Annotated in this window: 19 protein-coding genes and 1 tRNA gene; 18 read left to right on the forward strand and 2 right to left on the reverse strand. The window is 40.6% G+C overall.

Annotated features, from left to right (window positions below; translation table 11 throughout):
* Positions 1-135 precede the first annotated feature (135 nt).
* The 9 genes from AC0NJP_RS09895 to AC0NJP_RS09935 all read left to right on the forward strand — a co-directional run bounded on the left by AC0NJP_RS09895 (position 136) and on the right by AC0NJP_RS09935 (position 9,161).
* Positions 136-1,443: a DUF512 domain-containing protein gene (locus AC0NJP_RS09895; protein ID WP_474699701.1), complete on the forward strand. Its 1,308-nt coding sequence runs from the start codon at positions 136-138 to the stop codon at positions 1,441-1,443.
* 80 nt (positions 1,444-1,523) lie between these two features.
* Positions 1,524-2,846, forward strand: coding sequence for a ribosome biogenesis GTPase Der (der, locus tag AC0NJP_RS09900; RefSeq protein ID WP_474699763.1), 1,323 nt, complete (start codon positions 1,524-1,526; stop codon positions 2,844-2,846).
* A gap of 13 nt (positions 2,847-2,859) precedes the next feature.
* On the forward strand, positions 2,860-3,474 hold the full coding sequence (gene plsY / locus AC0NJP_RS09905) for a glycerol-3-phosphate 1-O-acyltransferase PlsY (RefSeq protein ID WP_474699702.1): 615 nt from the start codon (positions 2,860-2,862) through the stop codon (positions 3,472-3,474).
* 5 nt (positions 3,475-3,479) lie between these two features.
* Complete coding sequence (locus AC0NJP_RS09910) at positions 3,480-4,493, forward strand: NAD(P)H-dependent glycerol-3-phosphate dehydrogenase (RefSeq protein ID WP_474699703.1); 1,014 nt, start codon at positions 3,480-3,482, stop codon at positions 4,491-4,493.
* Between the two features lie 131 nt (positions 4,494-4,624).
* Positions 4,625-6,103 carry a stage IV sporulation protein A gene (gene spoIVA, locus AC0NJP_RS09915; protein WP_474040322.1) on the forward strand — a complete coding sequence of 493 codons (1,479 nt, stop codon included), beginning with the start codon at positions 4,625-4,627 and terminating at the stop codon, positions 6,101-6,103.
* 207 nt (positions 6,104-6,310) lie between these two features.
* Complete coding sequence (locus AC0NJP_RS09920) at positions 6,311-6,757, forward strand: ACT domain-containing protein (protein WP_474040321.1); 447 nt, start codon at positions 6,311-6,313, stop codon at positions 6,755-6,757.
* Between the two features lie 34 nt (positions 6,758-6,791).
* Positions 6,792-8,093 carry a homoserine dehydrogenase gene (locus AC0NJP_RS09925; protein ID WP_474699704.1) on the forward strand — a complete coding sequence of 434 codons (1,302 nt, stop codon included), beginning with the start codon at positions 6,792-6,794 and terminating at the stop codon, positions 8,091-8,093.
* A 9-nt stretch (positions 8,094-8,102) separates the two neighbouring features.
* A complete protein-coding gene (gene thrB / locus AC0NJP_RS09930) occupies positions 8,103-9,017 on the forward strand; it encodes a homoserine kinase (protein WP_474699764.1) in 915 nt (304 codons plus the stop codon).
* Positions 9,018-9,084: 67 nt separating this feature from the next.
* Positions 9,085-9,161, forward strand: a tRNA-Pro gene (locus AC0NJP_RS09935).
* 17 nt (positions 9,162-9,178) lie between these two features.
* On the opposite strand, the gene AC0NJP_RS09940 is transcribed toward AC0NJP_RS09935, so the two are convergent.
* Positions 9,179-9,376, reverse strand: a complete 198-nt coding sequence (locus AC0NJP_RS09940) for a hypothetical protein (RefSeq protein WP_474699705.1) — start codon at positions 9,374-9,376, stop codon at positions 9,179-9,181.
* Between the two features lie 32 nt (positions 9,377-9,408).
* On the opposite strand from AC0NJP_RS09940, the gene AC0NJP_RS09945 reads away from it, so the two are divergent.
* Entirely contained in the window at positions 9,409-9,738 is a 330-nt protein-coding gene (locus AC0NJP_RS09945; RefSeq protein WP_474040318.1) for a hypothetical protein, read from the forward strand.
* A gap of 411 nt (positions 9,739-10,149) precedes the next feature.
* Here the strand turns inward: AC0NJP_RS09945 and AC0NJP_RS09950 are convergent, their stop codons facing one another.
* Positions 10,150-11,037, reverse strand: a complete 888-nt coding sequence (locus AC0NJP_RS09950) for a LysR family transcriptional regulator (protein ID WP_474040317.1) — start codon at positions 11,035-11,037, stop codon at positions 10,150-10,152.
* 166 nt (positions 11,038-11,203) lie between these two features.
* Between AC0NJP_RS09950 and AC0NJP_RS09955 the strand changes: the two genes are divergently transcribed.
* The 8 genes from AC0NJP_RS09955 (at position 11,204) to AC0NJP_RS09990 (ending at position 20,101) form a co-directional block, all read left to right on the forward strand.
* Positions 11,204-11,767, forward strand: coding sequence for a GNAT family N-acetyltransferase (locus AC0NJP_RS09955; RefSeq protein WP_474040316.1), 564 nt, complete (start codon positions 11,204-11,206; stop codon positions 11,765-11,767).
* Positions 11,745-12,644, forward strand: coding sequence for a DMT family transporter (locus AC0NJP_RS09960; RefSeq protein WP_474699706.1), 900 nt, complete (start codon positions 11,745-11,747; stop codon positions 12,642-12,644). The genes AC0NJP_RS09955 and AC0NJP_RS09960 overlap by 23 nt, the downstream gene beginning before the upstream one ends.
* 342 nt (positions 12,645-12,986) lie before the next feature.
* Positions 12,987-13,265 carry a winged helix-turn-helix transcriptional regulator gene (locus AC0NJP_RS09965; protein WP_474699765.1) on the forward strand — a complete coding sequence of 93 codons (279 nt, stop codon included), beginning with the start codon at positions 12,987-12,989 and terminating at the stop codon, positions 13,263-13,265.
* A gap of 419 nt (positions 13,266-13,684) precedes the next feature.
* Positions 13,685-14,002 carry a hypothetical protein gene (locus tag AC0NJP_RS09970; RefSeq protein ID WP_474040314.1) on the forward strand — a complete coding sequence of 106 codons (318 nt, stop codon included), beginning with the start codon at positions 13,685-13,687 and terminating at the stop codon, positions 14,000-14,002.
* A 58-nt stretch (positions 14,003-14,060) separates the two neighbouring features.
* Positions 14,061-15,758 carry a methyl-accepting chemotaxis protein gene (locus tag AC0NJP_RS09975; protein WP_474699707.1) on the forward strand — a complete coding sequence of 566 codons (1,698 nt, stop codon included), beginning with the start codon at positions 14,061-14,063 and terminating at the stop codon, positions 15,756-15,758.
* Between the two features lie 642 nt (positions 15,759-16,400).
* Complete coding sequence (locus tag AC0NJP_RS09980) at positions 16,401-16,568, forward strand: hypothetical protein (protein ID WP_474040312.1); 168 nt, start codon at positions 16,401-16,403, stop codon at positions 16,566-16,568.
* Positions 16,569-17,618: 1,050 nt separating this feature from the next.
* Complete coding sequence (locus tag AC0NJP_RS09985; RefSeq protein ID WP_474040311.1) at positions 17,619-18,776, forward strand: PrpF domain-containing protein; 1,158 nt, start codon at positions 17,619-17,621, stop codon at positions 18,774-18,776.
* Between the two features lie 62 nt (positions 18,777-18,838).
* Positions 18,839-20,101, forward strand: coding sequence for a 3-isopropylmalate dehydratase large subunit (locus AC0NJP_RS09990; RefSeq protein ID WP_474699708.1), 1,263 nt, complete (start codon positions 18,839-18,841; stop codon positions 20,099-20,101).

Below are 20,101 nucleotides of genomic sequence, written 5' to 3' on the forward strand. Positions count from 1 at the left end.
GTTCATGATATGATTAATTAGGTGTTCATTCTGGTGTACAAAAGAGTGATGTTTTTCATCACTCTTTTCCTTTGTATTTCTAGCCAAGCAGGAAAAGGCTAGATAATAAGGAATTATGATTTTGAGGTGAGTAGTTTGGCATATAAAGCCTTAATTGCAAGTGTTCAGCCTGAGAGCATTGCCGAGGAAATAGGCCTTGTTTCTGGTGATGCACTCATCAGTGTAAATGGCGAAAGTGTTGAGGATTTGATTGATCTTAGCTTTGCCTTAGCGGATGAATTTGTGGAACTTGTTATTGAAAAAGCATCGGGAGAAATTGTTGAAATAGAAATAGAAAAAGATTTCGATGAAGATTTAGGAATTGAGTTCGAAAGCGCTGTTTTTGACGGTGTGAGACGGTGCGGCAATCATTGTATTTTTTGCTTTGTTGATCAGATGCCGACAGGTATGCGACAAAGTTTATATGTAAAAGATGACGATTATCGACTCTCTTTCCTCTATGGAAATTTTGTCACCTTATCGAATATCGGACCTAAAGATATGGAACGGATTAAGAAGCTGCACTTATCGCCGCTCTTTATATCAGTTCATACGACAGATGGTGAACTACGCTCGCGTATGCTCAATAACAAACGAGCAGGACAGATTATGCAGCAGCTCAAGGCCTTGATTGATATTGGCGTCGATTTTCATGCCCAAGTTGTATTATGTCCTGGCTTTAATGACGGCCCTGCCTTAAAAAAGACTTTTGAGAATTTGTATGCGCTGTCGTCTTCCGTACTCTCTATGGCGATTGTTCCGGTTGGCTTAACCCGCTACCGGGAAAAGTGCTTTGAACTCAGAGGCTTTACGGCCGAGGAAGCAGGAACCATTATTGATGAAGTTTCTTCGTGGCAGGAACAATGCCGGAAGGAACAAGATCGCACTTTTGTTCATCTTGGCGATGAGTTTTACATGGCGGCAGGCCGTCCTTTACCGAAAACAGAGGATTATGATGGATTTCCTCAGCTTGAAAATGGCATTGGTCTTGTCCGCAGCTTTATTGATGAATGGCAGGAAACGGAGAAAGTGACACAAGGTTATGAAAAGCCCTTTCATTTGACTGTCGTTTGTGGCGCTTCCGCCGCTAAAATCATTGCTCCTTTGACCGAAGAACTTGCTATTACAAATTTAAAGGTTCGCGTAGTGCCGATTGAAAATACTTTTTTCGGCAAAGCTATTACTGTGACAGGACTTTTAACTGCCACAGATATTATCAATCAATTGCAGTCGCTTGGCGGTGAAATGGATGGACTTATTTTACCTGGCGTGGCTTTACGCAAGGGCGAGCATATCTTTTTAGATGGCAAAACGCCAGATCACGTGAGCGAAGCTCTCAACACCCCCGTGCGTTTGGCTTGGTTTGCCAAAGATTTACTGGAACTATTGAAAAACTGGAACTAATGGATTTATCGATTCAAGAGGCTGATTAATAATCAAATCCAGAGGTTGAATTAAAGGTTGAATTTTGGAAGGTGAGAATGATGAGTAAACCAATTGTAGCGATTGTAGGAAGACCGAATGTCGGTAAATCGACGCTCTTTAATCGTATTGCGAAAAAAAGAGTGGCGATTGTAGAAGATTTTCCCGGTGTAACACGCGATCGCCTTTATATGGATGCGGAATGGCTTGACCGCACCTTTACCATGATTGATACAGGCGGAATTGAAGTAATGGCTGAGGATATTATTTCGACGAATATTCGTATTCAGGCAAAACTAGCCATGGAAGAAGCCGATGTAATTTTATTTATGGTGGATGCCAAAGCCGGTATGACTCAATCTGATGAAGAAGTAGCTTCCATGTTGCGCCGGGCGAAAAAACCGGTGATTTTAGCTGTCAATAAAGTAGATAGTCAAAAAGACAGTATGGAACTATATGAATTTTATAATCTGGGACTTGGCGAGCCGATTCCTATTTCGGCGGCGAATGCGCTTAATACAGGCGACTTACTTGATGAAATTGTCAAAGCTTTGCCGAAAGATGATGCCGACACAGTGGAAGACGATCAAATCAAAGTAGCTTTTATTGGTCGACCCAATGTGGGAAAATCCTCGATGGTTAATGCCATTTTAGGCGAAGATCGAGTTATTGTGAGTGACATTCCTGGTACGACCCGCGATGCCATTGATACGCATTTTGTCAAAGACGGTCAGAAATATGTTCTCATTGATACAGCAGGAATGCGCCGCCGTTCTAAAGTGGAGATTGCCGTAGAACGCTATAGTGTCATGCGTTCGCTGCGAGCCGTAGACCGTTGTGACGTCGTTCTTATGGTCATTGATGCGACTGACGGTATTACGGAACAAGATAAGAAGATTGCCGGTTATGCCCATGAAGCAGGTAAAGGCGTAGCCATTGTAGTCAATAAATGGGATCTCGTGGAAAAAGACGACAAAACCACCCTTCGTTATACTGATACCATTCGCAGCGAGCTTGCTTTTATGCAGTATGCGCCAGTTCTCTTTATTTCCGCTTTGACAAAGCAGCGGATTCAGCGCGTAACCGAAATTATTAAATATGTGGCTGAGCAGCATAGCATGCGCGTGTCTACCAGCGTGTTGAATCAGGTGGTTGAGGATGCGATTCACATTAGTCCGCCGCCATCAGATAAAGGCCGGAAATTGAAAATTTACTATACGACGCAGGCCAGCGTAAAGCCGCCTACTTTTATTTTCTTTGTCAACGAGCCGGAAATCGTGCATTTCTCTTATAATCGTTACTTGGAAAATAAGCTCAGGGAAGCCTTTGGTTTTGAAGGAACGCCGCTTCACCTGATTATGCGCGGGAAAAAACAAGAAGAATAAAAGGAGTTTTACAATGGAATATGTCATGACACTGCTCGTAAGTTATTTGATCGGTTCCATTCCTAACGGTCTTTTAATCGGAAAATATTTCTGCCAAGTTGATATTCGTCAGTTTGGCAGCAAAAATATCGGTGCGACGAACGCCTTTCGTGTGCTTGGGCCTAAACCAGCGTTGTTTGTTTTGCTCACTGATGCGGCAAAAGGAATCGCCGGCGTTTATTTGGGTGCTTATTTAGTTGGTACGCCGCTTGGCAGTTTGGCTGGGGGGATTGCTGCAATTTGTGGTCATAACTGGCCTGTTTTCTTGAAATTTCAAGGCGGTCGTGGCGTAGCGACTGGCCTTGGCGTAATTGCAGTTCTTGTGCCAAAAGTTACGGCAATTGTGTTTACTGTGTGGCTGCTTATTGTTCTCGTTACTCGCTATGTATCGCTTGGCTCGATTGTGGCAGCTTTCCTTGTTCCTGTGTGCATGTGGTTTTTTCAAGTGCAAATGGAATATTTTATCTTTGGCCTACTAGCGGCTTTATTTGTTATTTATCGTCATAAGCCCAATATCGGTAGATTGCTGCGCGGCGAAGAGCTTAAAATTAAGCCAGGCAATAGCAAAAATATCGTGAAGAAGGAGTGAGCTTCATGAAAATTGCTGTAATCGGCGCTGGCAGTTGGGGCACCGCTTTAGCGAAACTATTAAGTGAAAGCAGTCAAGCCGCCACTGAAAACAGGCAGGTTTATCTGTGGGCGCGCAGCGACAATCAGGCCCAAGCAATGAAACAAGATCGGGAAAATAAGACCTATCTGCCTGGTGTTGCTTTGCCTGATTCATTAGCGATCACTACGGATTTAGCGGAAGCAGTAACGGAAGCTTCGGTGATTTTTTTCGTCAATCCTTCAAAAGTCATGCGGGAAATGGCCGAACGAGTCAAGCCTTATATAGCAAAAGGGGCGATTCTCGTGAGCGCCGCAAAAGGGCTTGAGGCCAAAACCTATTATCGTATGTCAGAAATTTTAGCACAGGTAATGCCTGATGCAGGCGCTGTTGTGGCTTTATCCGGACCGAATCATGCTGAAGAAGTGGCTCTTAGTTCACCGGCAGCGACTGTGGTGGCTTCAGCGAATCGGACGGCGGCGGAGCTTGTGCAGACACTCCTTATGACAATAGCCTTTCGGCCTTATACAAATGACGATATTATTGGCGTCGAACTAGGCGGCGCCTTAAAAAATATTATTGCTCTTTGTGCAGGTATTGCCGAAGGACTGGGCTTTGGCGATAATGCCAAAGCGGCATTGATGACCAGAGGGCTTGTTGAAATTCGTCGTCTTGGCGTGGCCATGGGCGCAACCAATGACACTTTTTCCGGTATGAGCGGCGCTGGCGATTTAATTGTTACTTGTACCAGCCGTCATAGTCGGAATCGTCGTGCCGGACTGATGCTTGCCGCTGGGCAAAGTATGACGGAGATTCAAGAGGGCAGTAAAATGGTTGTGGAAGGAATTCGAGCGACAGAAGCTGCTTATGAGTTAGCGCAACTGCACCAAATAGAAATGCCCATTACCTATGAGGCGTATCGCGTAATTTATCAAGGCAAAGATCCCAAACAGGCTGTGCTTGATCTCATGACTCGCGGTCGAACCGAAGAAAACTGGTAAAAAGAGTATGGAATATTCCATACTCTTTTTCTTTTGGTATAATTAGGAACCCTCCACATATATTTATAATGATAATGACGATTTTGCTTAGTTTGTGAGCCGAGGCCAGGGGAAGCAGGGGAGGGGACAAAATGGAAAGATTTGATTTATTTCGCGATATTGCCGAACGGACCGGCGGCGACATTTATTTAGGCGTAGTTGGTCCGGTACGCACAGGAAAATCTACTTTTATTAAGCGGTTTATGGAAACTTTAGTGCTGCCGAATATTGTGGATCCTTATGACAAAGAGCGGGCCAAAGATGAACTGCCCCAAAGCGCTGCCGGAAAAACAATCATGACAACAGAACCCAAGTTCATTCCGAATGAGGCAGTGGAAATTTCCATCAAAGAAAATGTTACAGTACGCGTTCGCCTGGTTGATTGTGTTGGTTACACTGTTGACGGAGCATTAGGCTATGAAGAGCAAGATGGGCCGCGTATGGTGCTGACTCCTTGGTTTGAAGAAGAAATTCCCTTTCAAGAAGCAGCGGAAGTAGGAACGAAAAAAGTCATTGCCGAGCATTCTACGATTGGTCTTGTGGTTACGACGGATGGATCAGTGACCGACTTACCCCGTGAGAACTATACGGCAGCGGAAGAACGGGTCATTACCGAATTAAAAGAAATCGGCAAACCTTTTCTCGTATTATTCAATACGAATAGGCCGACAGCGAAAGAAACGCGCGAACTGATTGCCAAACTAGAGAGTAAATATGATGTGCCGGTTTTGCCTGTCGACTGCGCTCAATTAAATTCTGATGATATTTATGCGATTTTGCAGGAAGTTCTCTATGAGTTTCCTGTCAAGGAAGTTAATATTTCTTTGCCCAAATGGGTAGAGGAGTTAGAAACAGATCATTGGCTGCGTCTTAAATTTGACGATGCTGTCCATGAAGTCGTCCAATATATTAAGCGTCTGCGAGATATTGACAGGGCTATTGATGATTTATCAAGCTACGAGTTTATTGCTGATGTCATTTTGCATGATATGGACCTGGGTAGTGGTGTCGCCGTGATTGAGATGACTGCAAGACCGGATTTATTTTATTCCATTTTAGAAGAATTGACTGGTTTTACTATTGGCGGTGAACATCAGTTGCTACGGCTCATGAAAGAATTATCCTACGCGAAACGGGAATATGACAAAGTGGCCATGGCGCTATCGGAAGTCAAAACGACAGGTTATGGAATCGTTACGCCCCAGCTTGACGAGATGGTTTTGGAAGAGCCGGAAATTATTCGTACAGGCAACCGCTTTGGCGTAAAACTGAGAGCGTCCGCTCCTTCACTGCATATTATTAAAACGGATGTGCAGGCGGAAATATCGCCGATTATCGGGACGGAAAAGCAAAGTGAAGAATTGATTCAATATCTTATGAGAGAATTTGAGGGCGAGCCGGAAAAAATCTGGCGCACAAATCTCTTTGGAAAATCCTTAAATGCACTTGTACGGGAAGGAATACAGAACAAGTTAACAGGTATGCCCGAAAATGCCCAGATCAAACTTAGAGAAACTTTACAAAAAATTGTAAATGACGGCAGCGGTGGCCTGATTTGTATCATTTTTTAAAGGGAAGAGCCAGTCAGAGGAGACTGGTTCTTTTTTTATAAATTGCTTTATACTGAAAATTCACTATAAATATACCTTGTGTTGATAGGTGAGAGACGTATAGTGAAAAATAAATAATTTTTCTTGTGTTATTTTGGCCTGTATTATATAATGTCTACTGTAAATAGATAATGTTCCGTTTATGAAGCACTAGAAGGAGGCAATACAGTGACGGGTCAAAAAGCCGTATTTTATCTTGTCAGGGAGGAAATCTTGCCTGAAGCAATTAAAAAAACAATCAAAGTCAAAGAACTCTTAAAACGAGGCGAAGTAAAAACCATTAATGAGGCTGTGGAAAAAATGGAATTAAGCCGCAGCGCTTATTACAAATACAAAGATTATGTATTTCCTTTTTATGAAGCGAGTCAGGAGAAAATTGTTACTTTAGCGCTGCTTTTAGAGCATAAGCAGGGTGTGCTTTCGCGTGTCTTAAACACCATTGCTGGCGATCGCGGCAGCGTTCTTACGATCAATCAGGGTATTCCTCTCCAGGGAGTAGCCAATGCGACGATTTCCATTGAAACGGCGGAGCTTGATATTGATTTAGAAGCGTTGCTTGATAAACTGAGAATGATTGAAGGCGTCAAACGATTAGAAGTATTAGGTCAAGCCTAATAACAGAGTTGGTCATGGGAGAGGGGAAGCTGCGATGAAAGAGACGATTCAGGTCGGTTTATTAGGACTCGGGACAGTCGGTACCGGAGTTGTTAAAATTATTGAAAATGATACTTGTTCCATGGCCCAAAAAGTAGGCATGCCTGTAAAGATTGCTAAAATTTTGGTGCGCAACAAGGAAAAGGCTAGAGGAGTACAGACGGATGCTGTCATTACGACAGATCCTGATGAGATTCTGCTTGATCCGAATATCGACATTGTCGTGGAAGTTCTCGGCGGTGAAGAGCCAGCTCGGACGTATATATTGAAAGCCCTTAAGGCGGGAAAACATGTCGTAACAGCAAACAAGAATGTAGTTGCGCTGTATGGCAAAGAGTTTTTTGCGGCAGCTGAAGAAAATAACGTGGACTTTATGTTTGAAGCTAGCGTTGGCGGCGGGATTCCGATTATTCGTCCGTTAAAGCAATGTCTTGCTGCGAATCATATTACGGAAGTCATGGGAATTGTCAATGGTACGACAAATTATATTCTGACAAAAATGACGGAAGAGCTGCTTGATTTTGACACTGTGCTTAAAGAAGCCCAGGACAAAGGGTATGCCGAAGCCGATCCGACTGCCGATATTGGCGGCTTGGACGCGGCGCGTAAGATTGCTATTTTGGCATCTATTGCTTTTAATACAAGAGTTCCATTAGATGATGTATCAGTAGAAGGAATTGAAAACATTTCTGCCGAGGATGTAGCCTATGCGAAAGAACTTGGCTATATCATTAAGTTGATTGCTACCGCGAAGGAAACAGAGGAAGGCCTCAACGTACGAGTTCATCCGACTTTTATTCCGAAAAGCCATCCTTTAGCTGCAGTCAGCGATGTGTTCAATGCGATCTATGTAAAAGGCGATGCCATTGGCGAAGCGATGTTTTATGGTCGCGGTGCCGGAGAAATGCCTACGGCGAGCGCTGTCGTAGCGGATGTTATGGATGTGGCTCGCGATTTGTATCATCATGTCAGCAGTCGTATATTGTGTACATGTTTTGAAACACGTGATCTTTGCCCCGTAGAAAAGACCTACTCTCCCTACTATATCCGCATTCTTGTGGAAGATAAGCCCGGCGTTTTAGCGGCTATTGCTGGCGCTTTTGGTGCGCAGCAAGTCAGTCTTCACTCTGTTATTCAAAAACGTAAAGTAAATAATTACTCAGAAATTGTTCTGATTACTTACCGAGTTACCGATGGCAATGTACGTATGGCATTACGGACTTTATCAGGAATGCCTGTAGTGACAAACATCAAGAGTGTAATTCGTGTAGAAACAGAAGAAATCGACGGAATTTAAGCGGGGGATATCATGGCATCTGTAAGAGTACGTGTTCCCGGAACAACGGCCAATTGCGGACCAGGCTTTGATTCACTGGGGATGGCTTGTTCCATTTATAATTATGTATCCATCGAAGAGCGAAATGATGCTTCGATTGAAATTGAAGTAGAAGGCGAAGGCAAGGAATCAATTCCTGGCCCAGATCATAATATTGTAGTAAAAGCAATTCAAAAGGTTTGGGAGAAGGTTGATTACCCTAGCCGTGGTTTTCGTCTAACCTTGGAAAATCAAATTCCTTTAGCCAGAGGTCTAGGCAGCAGTGCGGCGGCTATTGTAGGCGGTCTAGTTGCGGCTAATGCTCTAGCTGGCGGCAAGCTGTCAAAAGCCGAGCTTTTAGAGCTAGCTACAGAAATGGAAGGCCATCCTGATAATGTAGCGCCAGCCTTATTTGGCGGTCTTACCATCGGCTTTATGGAACAGGGCAAGGGAAAGTGCTTACCAATTTTACCGTCAAAGCCTTTAACGATGGTTGTGGCTGTACCAGATTTTCAGTTAGCTACCAAAACAGCGCGGCAAGTACTGCCGAAAGAAGTGACTTATAGTGACGCTTTGTTTAATGTAAGCCGCACAGCTTTATTAGTAGGCGCCCTTTGCAGCGGCAATTATGATTTTTTGACGACGGCTTTGGAAGATCGACTTCACCAACCTTACAGAAAGTCCCTTATTGCCGGATTTGATGCCATTATAGCGGCAGCAAAAGAAGCTGGTGCGATTGGTACGGCTTTAAGCGGCGCTGGTCCTTGCATGATTTCGTTTACCATGAGTGAGCCGGAAAAAATCGGAGCGGCTATGGTTGAAGCTTTCCAACAAGCAGGCGTTCAAGCTTGCTATCACATCTTGACATTAGACGAACGCGGTGCTGAAGTTCTTGCCGCAAATTAACATAAAGTTATTTTTATGTTTTCTATTGACAAGTAAGTAAAATCTAGGTATAATATTTTTTGTGAGTCGGGGCGTGGCTCAGCTTGGTAGAGCGCTTCCTTGGGGTGGAAGAGGTCGTGAGTTCGAATCTCGCCGCTCCGACCAATTAAATACTAGTAATATCAAGGCTTCTGAGGTTTTTCTTCAGAAGCCTTTTTGTGCCCTTTTCGTGTTTTGACAGCAACCTGACAGCAACCCGATTTTATTGCTGTCAAAGTCTTACCGATTTTCCGCGCTGCATCTTGCTGCGCTTTTTCGGTAACATGTGTATACCTTCTCGTTGAGCGCTCATCGTTGTGGCCTAATTGAGCCTGGATCAAGCGAGTATGTACATTAAGGGCAACTAGCTGCGTTGCGTAGTTATGGCGTAAATCATATTGCTGGCGCTTATTTTCTCGGACATAATCATACCAATGTTGACGATCGTGAGGAGCAGCCGGTTCAAATTACACAAGAACTTCTGAATAATGTCAACGTATTGCAGAATAAACTTGATATTTCCGAGAAAAATGCGAAATATTTGGCGGATGAATTGGCGAAGATCCGATTAGGACAAGTGCAACCGGTAGCCAATTATTATGTAACAGCGCTGGATGTTACCAAGACTGCCGAAACGGTCCAGCAGCAGATCAAAAATAATAATTCGACATTTACCGCATGTAGTTCTCGAAGAAACCAATAGAACTGTAGTTACGCCCATCACGAAAGATTCGTCAGGCAGCACGTTCCCCACGGAGCAACAAAAGGTAGTCATTTATAAGATTGATCTTGATCGGCGCTGAGATGTTGGTGGCGGTAGTGGATCTATGAACGGTAAGGCTATTGCTGTGGCCGCTGTACAATATAATACAAAGGAAGTATCACTATGAAGTGATCGGCAACAAGGAAAACGTGATCGGACTTTTGAAAAAGAGATTTTGATAAAAAACGCCATTACTTTAGCAAAGGCAAAGTAATGGCGTTTTTCATTTAATATTTATAGGGATGAAGATGATCATATTTCTAGCAGTTTTGAGTTGTTTTTAGATAGTAGGATGTGGAATAAGTCACTAATTTTGGCACAGGTAGTAGATAATATAATTTGGATTAATGTCTATATAAAATCATGGATATAATCTATTAACATACTATTTTTTCCACAACGCTTGTCTGCTTCATTTTGGACGATGCAAACATCATAGTAGTAGTCCTCTATAAGAGGAATATAGATAATTCCTTCGCGGTCAAAGTATGTACAGACATCTCTTGTTGCAAATGCAATGCCCATATTTTTTTCAACTAAGTTGAATATCATCGGCAAGTTATAATAGTTGGTATACGTGTGGATTTCGAGATCAATCCCTGCATTTTTCATAACTTCTTTTGTCATTATATAGGGATATTCATTTGTATCACTTGTTATCAATTTGTTTCCTTCTAAGTTTTTTACAGAAATTTTATTGTATGATGCAAGTGGATTGGACTTACTCATTAGTACGTAGAGCTTTTCTTTGAATAACACATCATATGCTAGCTTTGAGTGTCGTTTCGCAATAGGCGTATATTTTATAATAGCAATATCCAAATGATTGGAAAGCAACATCATTTCTAAATTCTCCATGTTATCCACTTTGATTATATAATTATCCTTGCTATTACTGGATATGAAACTCATAATAGCATCATTGAGAGATGTTGTGAATGAGAGTTTGTATAGCCCAATGTAGTGTGATGAATTTTTCTCCGAATAATTTTTCAGCTTAGAAATAAAAAGATTATATTCATTTAGAAGTGGCGTTGAATCTCTTATAAATTTTATTCCGACCTGTGTGAGTTCCACACCTCGTTTACTCCTTATAAACAAAGGGGTTTTTAATTTTTCTTCAATGGCTTTAATGCTTTGTGATAAACTTGGTTGAGTGATATGTAAATATTCAGCTGCTTTCGTAAGATTCTTAAAATCTGCAACCGTTTTGACATATAAGAGCTCTCTTATTTCCATGACGCCCCCCCTTTTTTTGCTTCTTTATTATAGGGTACACTTATGAATATCATTATATATAGCTATTTTAATTATTACAAGTTGGTTGATATAATAAGGCTAAGCTAATAAGAAATATCGTTCTTTCTTATTGTTCATTAATATAGCCTATTATAAGGAGGATACTATGACAAATATTAAATACAAAGTGGTTACATCTAATAGCATTGATTTCTTAGAAGGATTATGTAATCAGTTGATGAAATTTCAAGCGGACCATGCAAGGATTCGTGCTGATATTATGGGGAGTATGAACTATAATAATAGATTAAAGTTGGAATATGCTAATATCTCAAGAAAGCATTTAGTAGTTGCTTATGATGGAGAAAAGCCTGTGGGATTTGCTTTTGCCAGTGTTGGACGAGTAACTGAAGAAATTTTGAAGGTGAAACCTGATTGGGCATCAGAGCTGAACGGTATAGGCTTTTATCCTGAAAACTACGAAGTTCCGAAAACGATTGGAACATTTAAACTACTCTATGTGAATGATGATTATAGAAGCCTAAGTATAGGTAGACAATTATCAGATATGATTATGGCATGGCTTAACAGTCAGCATGATGTAGAGGATTTATGGGTATATGTGGCAAATGGTAACGAGATCGTTGGTAAATTATACGAACAATATGGTTTTCAGTTAAGTCATAATGTTTATGATGGGTTTATTTATGCTTACTGCCAAAAAAAATAAAATGAAATCCTATCATTTCATGATGCCAGCTGCAATTTTGTCAGCTGGTGTTATTATTACTGGCAAAATTGCTGTTTTAGAATTAGGGACGTTTACGATTCTCTTTTTCAGATTTTTAATAGCTTTGATTACATTGTTACCCGTTGTACTAAGTAACAAGAAAAAGATATGTTTCAAGGTCAAAGATCTTCCAATTTTAACAATTTCAGGCTTGATAGGTTTCCTTGCATATAATCTATTGATTGTAATGGCCTTGAAATACACTTCTGCTTCCAATATTGCTATCATCGGTTCTTTAATTCCTGCTATGACTCTTTTTTTGGAAGGCACCTTTCTGAAAAAAAATTATAGCTGTCAAAAAGTTATCGGGATTTTTATATCTCTTGTAGCTGTACTGATTACAATTACAGATGGTCACATTGGTACGTTCCTAGAGATAAAGTGGAATTACGGTGATATTCTTATGTTAATGGGGGTCCTTTGCATTTCTTTATATAGTATCATTAATACAAAAATACCGAGAAAATATACGCCTAGTCAGATCCTTCTTTATTATTTCGGAGTTACCCTATGTGTTATATTGCCGTTTTTCTTATTTGAAATAAGCAGTGACTTTTATAAAGTGGTGACATGGAGAGGAATAATAATGGTTATTTATCATGGTATTTTTGGATCAACACTGACATACATTCTGATACAGTACTCATTAGAAAAATATGGCGCAAGCAGTACGATGATTTATTTGAATTTAGTCCCAATATTCTCGCTGGTACTAGCAATAGTATTTTTAAATGAAAGTTTTAAAATGTCCTTAATGGTTAGTGCAGTCTTAATTTGTATCTCCGTATATTTGAATAATAGAAGCAGTGGGATTTAAAGTTTTTTATGAAGAATTTCTCTGAATGCACTTAGCTTTTTAGAATAAGTGCCCTGGTTATATTTTATAACCAGGGCACTTCATAATATTTATTAAAGATATAAATTAAAAAGTATATTCTACCGGTAAGCTGCCCGAAAAATCGACTATAACGGCCTTGGCATTTTCAAGATAAAATACTTCTAGTAGAGGATTATCTGCAGACTGATATAGACTCTTTACAATAGGATTGCTAATACATATCTCTTTTATAGCAATGTTATTTTCAAATAATAAAAAGAAAGAGGCATAGATCATAAAAAAAAATTACCCGTTTGTCATATAGAGACAACCTTATTACTTATAGGGGATAAGTGGAAAGTGCTGATATTAAGAGATCTTATGGATGGCACTAAAAGATTTGGAGAGTTGAAAAAATCGATAGGTGCTGTAAGTCAAAAGGTACTTACACAACAATTAAGAGATATGGAAAGAGATGGTCTTATAGAAAGAAAAGTATATGCTGAAGTACCACAAAAGGTTGAATATTCACTCACACTTATTTATAGGAGACTCGGATGTAGGAGGGGATTATATGCATTTAAGCTGCAAATGCGGGAACACAGAGATCTTAGCTGCTAAAATGGGGGCTTTGGTTTTGAGATCGTTAGATTATCTAAGGATAGCCAAACTGTTGTTATATCGGTAAAGTGTCATAACTGTGGATTGGAGTCAGAAAAGATTTTGTTAGGGGCTCATTAATAAATAATATTTTTTATAATCAACCCTACTTTGGCCTTGAGGCTGCGGTAGGGGCGTTTTTTATTTTATACATGAATTTCGATTGTTGATGATCAGAATTGTTTTCTATAACTTTTGATGTAGTTCTTTATTACTTCATAATCGTGCTCAACCCCTTGTGAAATATGTGTTTTTTATTAAAGAATAATTATTACAAAATATATCTTTTGGCAGAAGTAACTTTACTTTAATTCTATTACACTGTACTCAAGAGAAGCAAGAAAACAAGAAGGACAAGCTACTCGAAAGGAGATGGTTTTATGAAAAAGAAAAAGCTGCTCATGTTCCGCTGGGGCGCTGTTGAATATGGAATTCCCTTAGAACTTGTTACAGGAATGATTCACGAAAAGTGGCTAGAAGGATTGGTTGACAGCGGTTCTATTCCCGTAATTAGAGATACACGAGAAGAAGCATCAGATAACAAGCATGTGATTTTAATTGAATCGAATGGTTTGTTCCTAGCTCTGGTCGTCGATGAAATTCTTCCCCATACGAAAACAATTACCAATGATCAAATAACAAATATGATAGAATCATCTTTTTCACTCTTTCAATTCAAACCAAGTACCTACAATTAACTTTCAAATGATCAAAATAAGAATGAAAATAACAACAACTAGTGAGGAGGCGATCCCCATGACTATAAAAAAGAAACTTTCCTTAGGTTTTTCCTTAGTGATTTTGATTAGCATACTTTCTTCATCCTTCGTGTTCTACCAGCTCAATAAGGCACAAAGTGAAGTGCATGAACTTGCTACAGACTGGGTTCCTAGCATTAAAGCGGCTGGTAAAATCAATGATGATTTCTTAAACTACATTCGGTTCTTATATGCTTTCGCACTCGAATCAGATAGCGCGGCCAGGGAGCGTTTAGATCAGCTCATTACTGATAGACAGCAAAAGGTAGAGAAAGACCAAGCTATTTACGAACCCCTATTTAACAGCCCGGAAGAAAGAAAACCTTACGAGCAATTTGTTGCTAGATGGCAAGAATATCAGCCAATTGCAGTACGAATCAAAGAAGCTGTCCGGAAAAATGACATCGCCGGAGCCAATCGCGAATTTGTCAAAGGTCGTCCCCTCGTAAATGAGATGGGTGAATTATTGCAAGAACTTGTTAAAATCAACGAAGATGGATCCGGCGAATCAGTTGCAATTAGCACTCAAGCTGCTTCCTTCAGTAAGATTAGTCTAATCGTCGCATCGATCATCAGCGCCATCAGTGGCACGATCATTGCAGTAGTCATCGCTTTGTCGGTAGTACGGCCCCTAAGGACTCTGGAAAAATCAATAGGTGATCTTGTGGAAAAAGGCGGCGATCTAACCCAGGAAATCGCTATATACAGCAAAGATGAAGTCGGTGATTTAGCGAAAGTCGTCAATGCCTTTATTGCAAACCTCAGAACAATTATGGCTGAAGTGATTGATGATGCACAGCAAGTTGCCGCTGCATCGGAAGAATTGACGGCCAATGCGGAACAATCAGCTCAAGCATCGAATCAAGTGGCTGTATCAGTCATTACCGTAGCTGATGGCGTAAACAAACAGTCAACAGCTGCAGCGGATACACTAAATGTAGTGACCCAAATGTCTGGCGGCGTCCAGCAAGCAGCAAGCAACGCCACAGCCGTTGCAGCAATTGCCGACAATACAGCTCGCTCAGCTCTCAAAGGCAGCGAAGCTGTGGGCAAAGTAGTGGATCAGATGAATGAAATTGAGAAAGCGTCGAAGAATGCAGCCGAAGCAGTGAATAAGCTCAGCATTCGTTCGCAAGAAATTGGTCAGATAGTAGAAGACATTACGGCGATTGCCGGACAAACAAATCTGTTGGCGCTCAATGCCGCAATTGAAGCGGCTAGAGCGGGAGAACAAGGCAGAGGCTTCGCTGTAGTGGCCGAGGAAGTTCGTAAGCTTGCCGAGCAATCGAAAGAAGCAGCCAAACGGATTTCTGGGCTGATTACGGAAATCAAGAAAGATACGGATGAAGCTGTAGGGGCCATGAATAAAGGCTCTAATGAAGTAAAAAACGGCGCCCAAGTTGTCCGGACAGCAGGAAAATCCTTTGATGAGATTCGCGGTTTGATTGACAATGTATCAAGTCAAGTAACCGATATTTCCGCAGTGGTACAGCAATTAGCAAGCAGCAGCGAAAATATCGTGGATGCAGTGCAAAGCATCACCGGAGTAAGCAAGGCAACAGCTACGGAAGCCGAATCCATTTCGGCAGCTACGGAAGAACAGTCGGCCTCTGTGGAAGAAATTGCTTCCGCCAGCATGAATCTTGCTAAGCTTGCACAGAATCTACAAAATGCGGTTAGCAAATTCAAAGTTTAAAAGATAAAAGGACCTCAAAATTGAGGTCCTTTTTAAGTCATTAGATTTCTATATAGCATATGAGAGATAGAAATTTTGTATACATAGATTTAGGACTTGTATATATCAGAAAGACTTTTATACTAAAAGTATGATTGGATTTTTACAAGCTTGAAGGTGACTAAGTTGGTTTGTGAAAAATGTAATTGTCCTATGAAGGAATCAGCTAATCCTAAAATTGTGAAGTGGGGCGATTTCGGGACCCCACATTACTGCGAAACCATATACACTTATTATTATTGTAAACGATGCGCAGTGTTAGGTGTGAAAAAAGAAGAATTAGGCCAAGTAGTAACGATACAAGGAGAAATAAATAAAAAGCTAATTAATGTGGGTAAATAATTGAGGCTCTTCTATTCCGTATGATTGGAGTAGGAGAGCTTTTTTATTTTTGACAAAAATGATACTTTTTTTCAGTTTTGAAGAGCTAAACTAAAAATAGCAGTTTTTTAGACTGCAGATTGGAGGGCGGTAAAATGGCGAAGTTTTACGAGTAGGCATCGGAGCGTTTACTGTTTGGTTATTTTTTCAACAATTATTGGCACTATAGGACAGGATTTTAATGATTTAGATTGAAACGTTCCATTAGGGGAGGTGAGAACATTGCGAGGACGAAAGAGGGATGATAAGGTAATGCGAAGGGAAGAAGAATTATTATCTTTATTAAACAGTGGCGATCCTGGCGTTAAAGAGAAGGCTGAAGAAGATTGGAAGAAATTTTTAATGGAACATCCTGAAAGACAAATTAATTTATTCATTCAGCAAGGGTAATTTAAAAAACGCAGCTGGGGGCATTTTCCTAGTATCTGCGCTAAAGTGTGCCAATGGTTCTTTGTGTTTTACTAGGGATTATTTTTCTTAATACAAAGGAGCCCTCAATTTTGAGGACTCCTTTCTCTAAAAGCCGCTGCTTCATCAACGCGTTTTTTGAGACGTTTACGATTTTCAATAAGATTGACCATAGCTTGCTTTAAACGCTCTTTAAAAAGCTTTGGCGTTTTATCTGGCGGGTATAGTGTTCCATTTGAGTCCTCCCTAAAAAATTAAATCTTAATTTTGTTTTTTCAATTGAATCAGCCCTTTCATTTTTGACAGCAACCTGAATGATTTTTAGTGATTTTTAATGCATTTTAAATCATTTCTAATACGCCTATAAGCCCAGTAAAATCACGGTTTTCGGCTGCTTTAAAGGCTTGTACTAAATTGGTCTTTCATCCTTAGGGTGGAAGAGGTTGTGAGTTCGAATCTCGCCGCTCTGACCAATTAAATACTAGTAATATCAAGGCTTCTGAGATTTTCCTCAGAAGCCTTTTTACGTTATTATGTGAAGTTGGGTCCTGTATTTGGCCTTTTCTGAATTTGGCCTTAGTTTTTCTAAATAAAGAAGTTTTGGATATAAAGGTCTTGGAGAATGCAGGAAGTTACTTCTCTGGAATTTGTCAAGAAGAGTGTTGCCAATCCGCATAAAAAGATAAGCACCTAAATTAATAGGCAACAGAATTACTAAGATTTTCATTGTCTCCCATAGGGGAGCTTTTTTTATGGTAAAGTTCAAATAAATCTAAAAGAAAAGATTCAATAGAATAATTGACTTATTTAATCAAGATCGGGATCTTTTGTTTCAAAAATGAGAATGAAGTAATTATAAAGTATTCGCTGAAGAAAATTGAAAGAATAGAATTTTTTTTGTCCTAAAAATGAGAAGGGTATGCTTTGAAAATGCTTGATTTACGTAATTTTTTATGTTGGCACGTTTTTTGCGAATAAATAGGGCAGACAGAAATTATAACTGTTTCATGTGAATAAGTGGGAGGAAACTTGATGCACCCGGAAATGGAAATGTTGAAATGCTCTATTGTACGAGGGGGGACCAGTAAGGGAATTTTTATTATGAAAAATGAGTTGCCCCAAGATCCAGTGAAACGGGACCAAATAATTTGTGCTATTTATGGTAGCCCTGATTTGAGACAGATCGATGGCTTAGGCGGCGCTGATGTTTTGACCAGTAAGTTAGCCATTGTTTCTCCGCCAAGCCGTCCAGATGCGGATGTTGACTATACGTTTGGTCAGGTAAGTTTTGAAACTGAATTTGTAGATTACGGTGGAAATTGTGGTAACATATCAGCTGCTGTAGGACCGTTCGCGATTGATGCTGGGATGGTTGAACCTGTAGAGCCAGTAACTACAGTTCGTATTCATCTTACAAATAGTAATAATATCCTTGTGGCCGAGGTACCCGTTAAAAATGGAAAGGCTTGTGTGGAAGGCGATTATTCCATTGACGGTGTTCCAGGAACAGGAGCAAAGATTACACTTGATTGGTCAGATGTAACTGGAGGTATTACAGGTAAGTTATTGCCAACTGGTAATGCAAAAGATGTGATTAGTGTTGATGGGAAAAACTATACAGTATCTATTGTTGATGCGGGCAATCCTCTGGTATTTATTCATGCCGATAGTCTTGGAATGAGAGGAACTGAGACACCGCAGGAGATCGAAGCGAATCTCCTTTTGATGGAAACGATAGAAAAGATTCGTGGTCAGGCTACAGTGATGTGCGGTATGGTCGATAAAGCTGAAGAAGCGAAATTTAAAAGTCCTTATGCTCCTTTTTTCGCTATTGTTAGTCCTCCCGCCGATTACACCACTATAAGCGGAGGCTGTGTGAAGGCTTGTGAAGTGGATATTGTTTCCCGATTGTTATTCATGCTTAAGATGCATAAAACTTATCCTATTACTGGTACGGTTGCTACTGGCGCAGCCATTCGTGTACCGGGAAGTGTGGCTTGGGAAGTGTTGCGAGAAGAAGCAAAGACTAGAACGACAGTAAATATTGGTCATCCAGGTGGGATTATTCCAGTAGAAACAGAAGCCGAGGTTGTTAATGGACAAGTTAAGTTAAAGAGAATTGGGGTCTATCGTACTGCTAGAAAAATTATGGATGGCCAAGTTTATGTACGAAAGTTAATTTTGAAATAACAATGAGCGCATCATTTTGGGAATTTCATTTAGTAATAAATATAAGTAGAGGGTGATGGCATTTGGGAAAGACAATGTCTGAAAAGATACTAGCCAGAGCGGCTAATATTGAGACTGCTTCAGCCGGGGATATTCTTTGGGTTAATGTTGATAAAGCCATGATGGATGATATTTTGGGACCACGAGTTGAAATTGCGGAGAAAATGCTGGAGATCAAAGATGAGGTTTGGGATAAAAATAAAGTAGTTATTATATCCGATCACTATACTCCTCCGGCTAATGTTAAACAGGCGGAAATTGTGAAATTTACCCGGGATTGGGCAAATAACCATGGCATTAATAGTTACTATGAGTTTGCTGGACCGTGCCATCAGGTGATGGCGGAAAATGGTCATGTGATACCTGGGACTATTGTTTTGGGAACAGATTCTCACACTTGCATGGGTGGTGCATTAGGTGCATTTGCTAGTGGGATCGGATCGACAGAAATGCTGGGGATTTTGTTAACAGGGAAAACCTGGCTAAGAGTTCCTGAGACAATTCAAGTGCAGTGGAATGGAACTCTTCCAGAGGGTGTTATGGCTAAAGATATTTCACTTAAAACGATTGGTGAGATTGGTCATAGCGGGGCTACCTATAAAGCGGTGGAATATGTGGGTGATACGATCGGAAGTTTAAACATGGATGAGCGTATGGCAATTACTAACATGGCAGTGGAAATGGGGGCTAAAGTTGGTTTAATGGAAGCAGATGAAAAAGCACGGCAATATTTAAAAGAGCATGGCATTAATGAAGATTATACGTGTTTCCGTAGTGATTCCGATGCATCTTATTGTGCTACCTATGCTTTCCAAGCCGAAAAATTGGTGCCTGTTGTTGCGTGTCCCCATGAAGTAGATAACGTTACTGAGGTAAGTAATGTAAAAAATACTCAGATTCATCAAGCATATATTGGTTCTTGCACCGGTGGAAGATATAGTGATCTTGAAGCCGCAGCACGTATTTTGCAGGGAAGAAAAATTAAAAGCGGGACAAGGCTTTTAGTTTCTCCTGCATCACAAGAAGTTTGGGTGAAGGCTAATAAAGCAGGCATTTTAGAGGCTTTGATTGAAGCTGGTGCTACCATTATGGCTCCATCTTGCGGCGTATGCGTGGGAGTTCATTCAGGGCTTCTTGCAAGCGGTGAAAATTGTATTTCATCTACTAACCGCAATTTCCTTGGGCGGATGGGGAGTAAAGAGTCTAATATTTATCTTGGTTCACCATTGGTAGTAGCCGCGAGCTCTGTTACGGGTACTATTACAGATCCAAGGGAATTATTGTAG

This window comes from Pelorhabdus sp. sgz311002 (assembly GCF_056134285.1).

What these genes read in the sequence shown, in the direction of transcription:
- AC0NJP_RS09970 (WP_474040314.1), top strand. Translation starts at nt 13,685, where the DNA reads ATGAAAAAGAAAAAGCTGCTCATGTTCCGCTGGGGCGCTGTTGAATAT.
- AC0NJP_RS09950 (WP_474040317.1), bottom strand. Translation starts at nt 11,037, where the DNA reads ATGGAAATAAGAGAGCTCTTATATGTCAAAACGGTTGCAGATTTTAAG.
- AC0NJP_RS09975 (WP_474699707.1), top strand. Translation starts at nt 14,061, where the DNA reads ATGACTATAAAAAAGAAACTTTCCTTAGGTTTTTCCTTAGTGATTTTG.
- AC0NJP_RS09985 (WP_474040311.1), top strand. Translation starts at nt 17,619, where the DNA reads ATGCACCCGGAAATGGAAATGTTGAAATGCTCTATTGTACGAGGGGGG.
- spoIVA (WP_474040322.1), top strand. Translation starts at nt 4,625, where the DNA reads ATGGAAAGATTTGATTTATTTCGCGATATTGCCGAACGGACCGGCGGC.
- AC0NJP_RS09955 (WP_474040316.1), top strand. Translation starts at nt 11,204, where the DNA reads ATGACAAATATTAAATACAAAGTGGTTACATCTAATAGCATTGATTTC.
- AC0NJP_RS09960 (WP_474699706.1), top strand. Translation starts at nt 11,745, where the DNA reads ATGCTTACTGCCAAAAAAAATAAAATGAAATCCTATCATTTCATGATG.
- AC0NJP_RS09910 (WP_474699703.1), top strand. Translation starts at nt 3,480, where the DNA reads ATGAAAATTGCTGTAATCGGCGCTGGCAGTTGGGGCACCGCTTTAGCG.
- plsY (WP_474699702.1), top strand. Translation starts at nt 2,860, where the DNA reads ATGGAATATGTCATGACACTGCTCGTAAGTTATTTGATCGGTTCCATT.
- AC0NJP_RS09925 (WP_474699704.1), top strand. Translation starts at nt 6,792, where the DNA reads ATGAAAGAGACGATTCAGGTCGGTTTATTAGGACTCGGGACAGTCGGT.
- der (WP_474699763.1), top strand. Translation starts at nt 1,524, where the DNA reads ATGAGTAAACCAATTGTAGCGATTGTAGGAAGACCGAATGTCGGTAAA.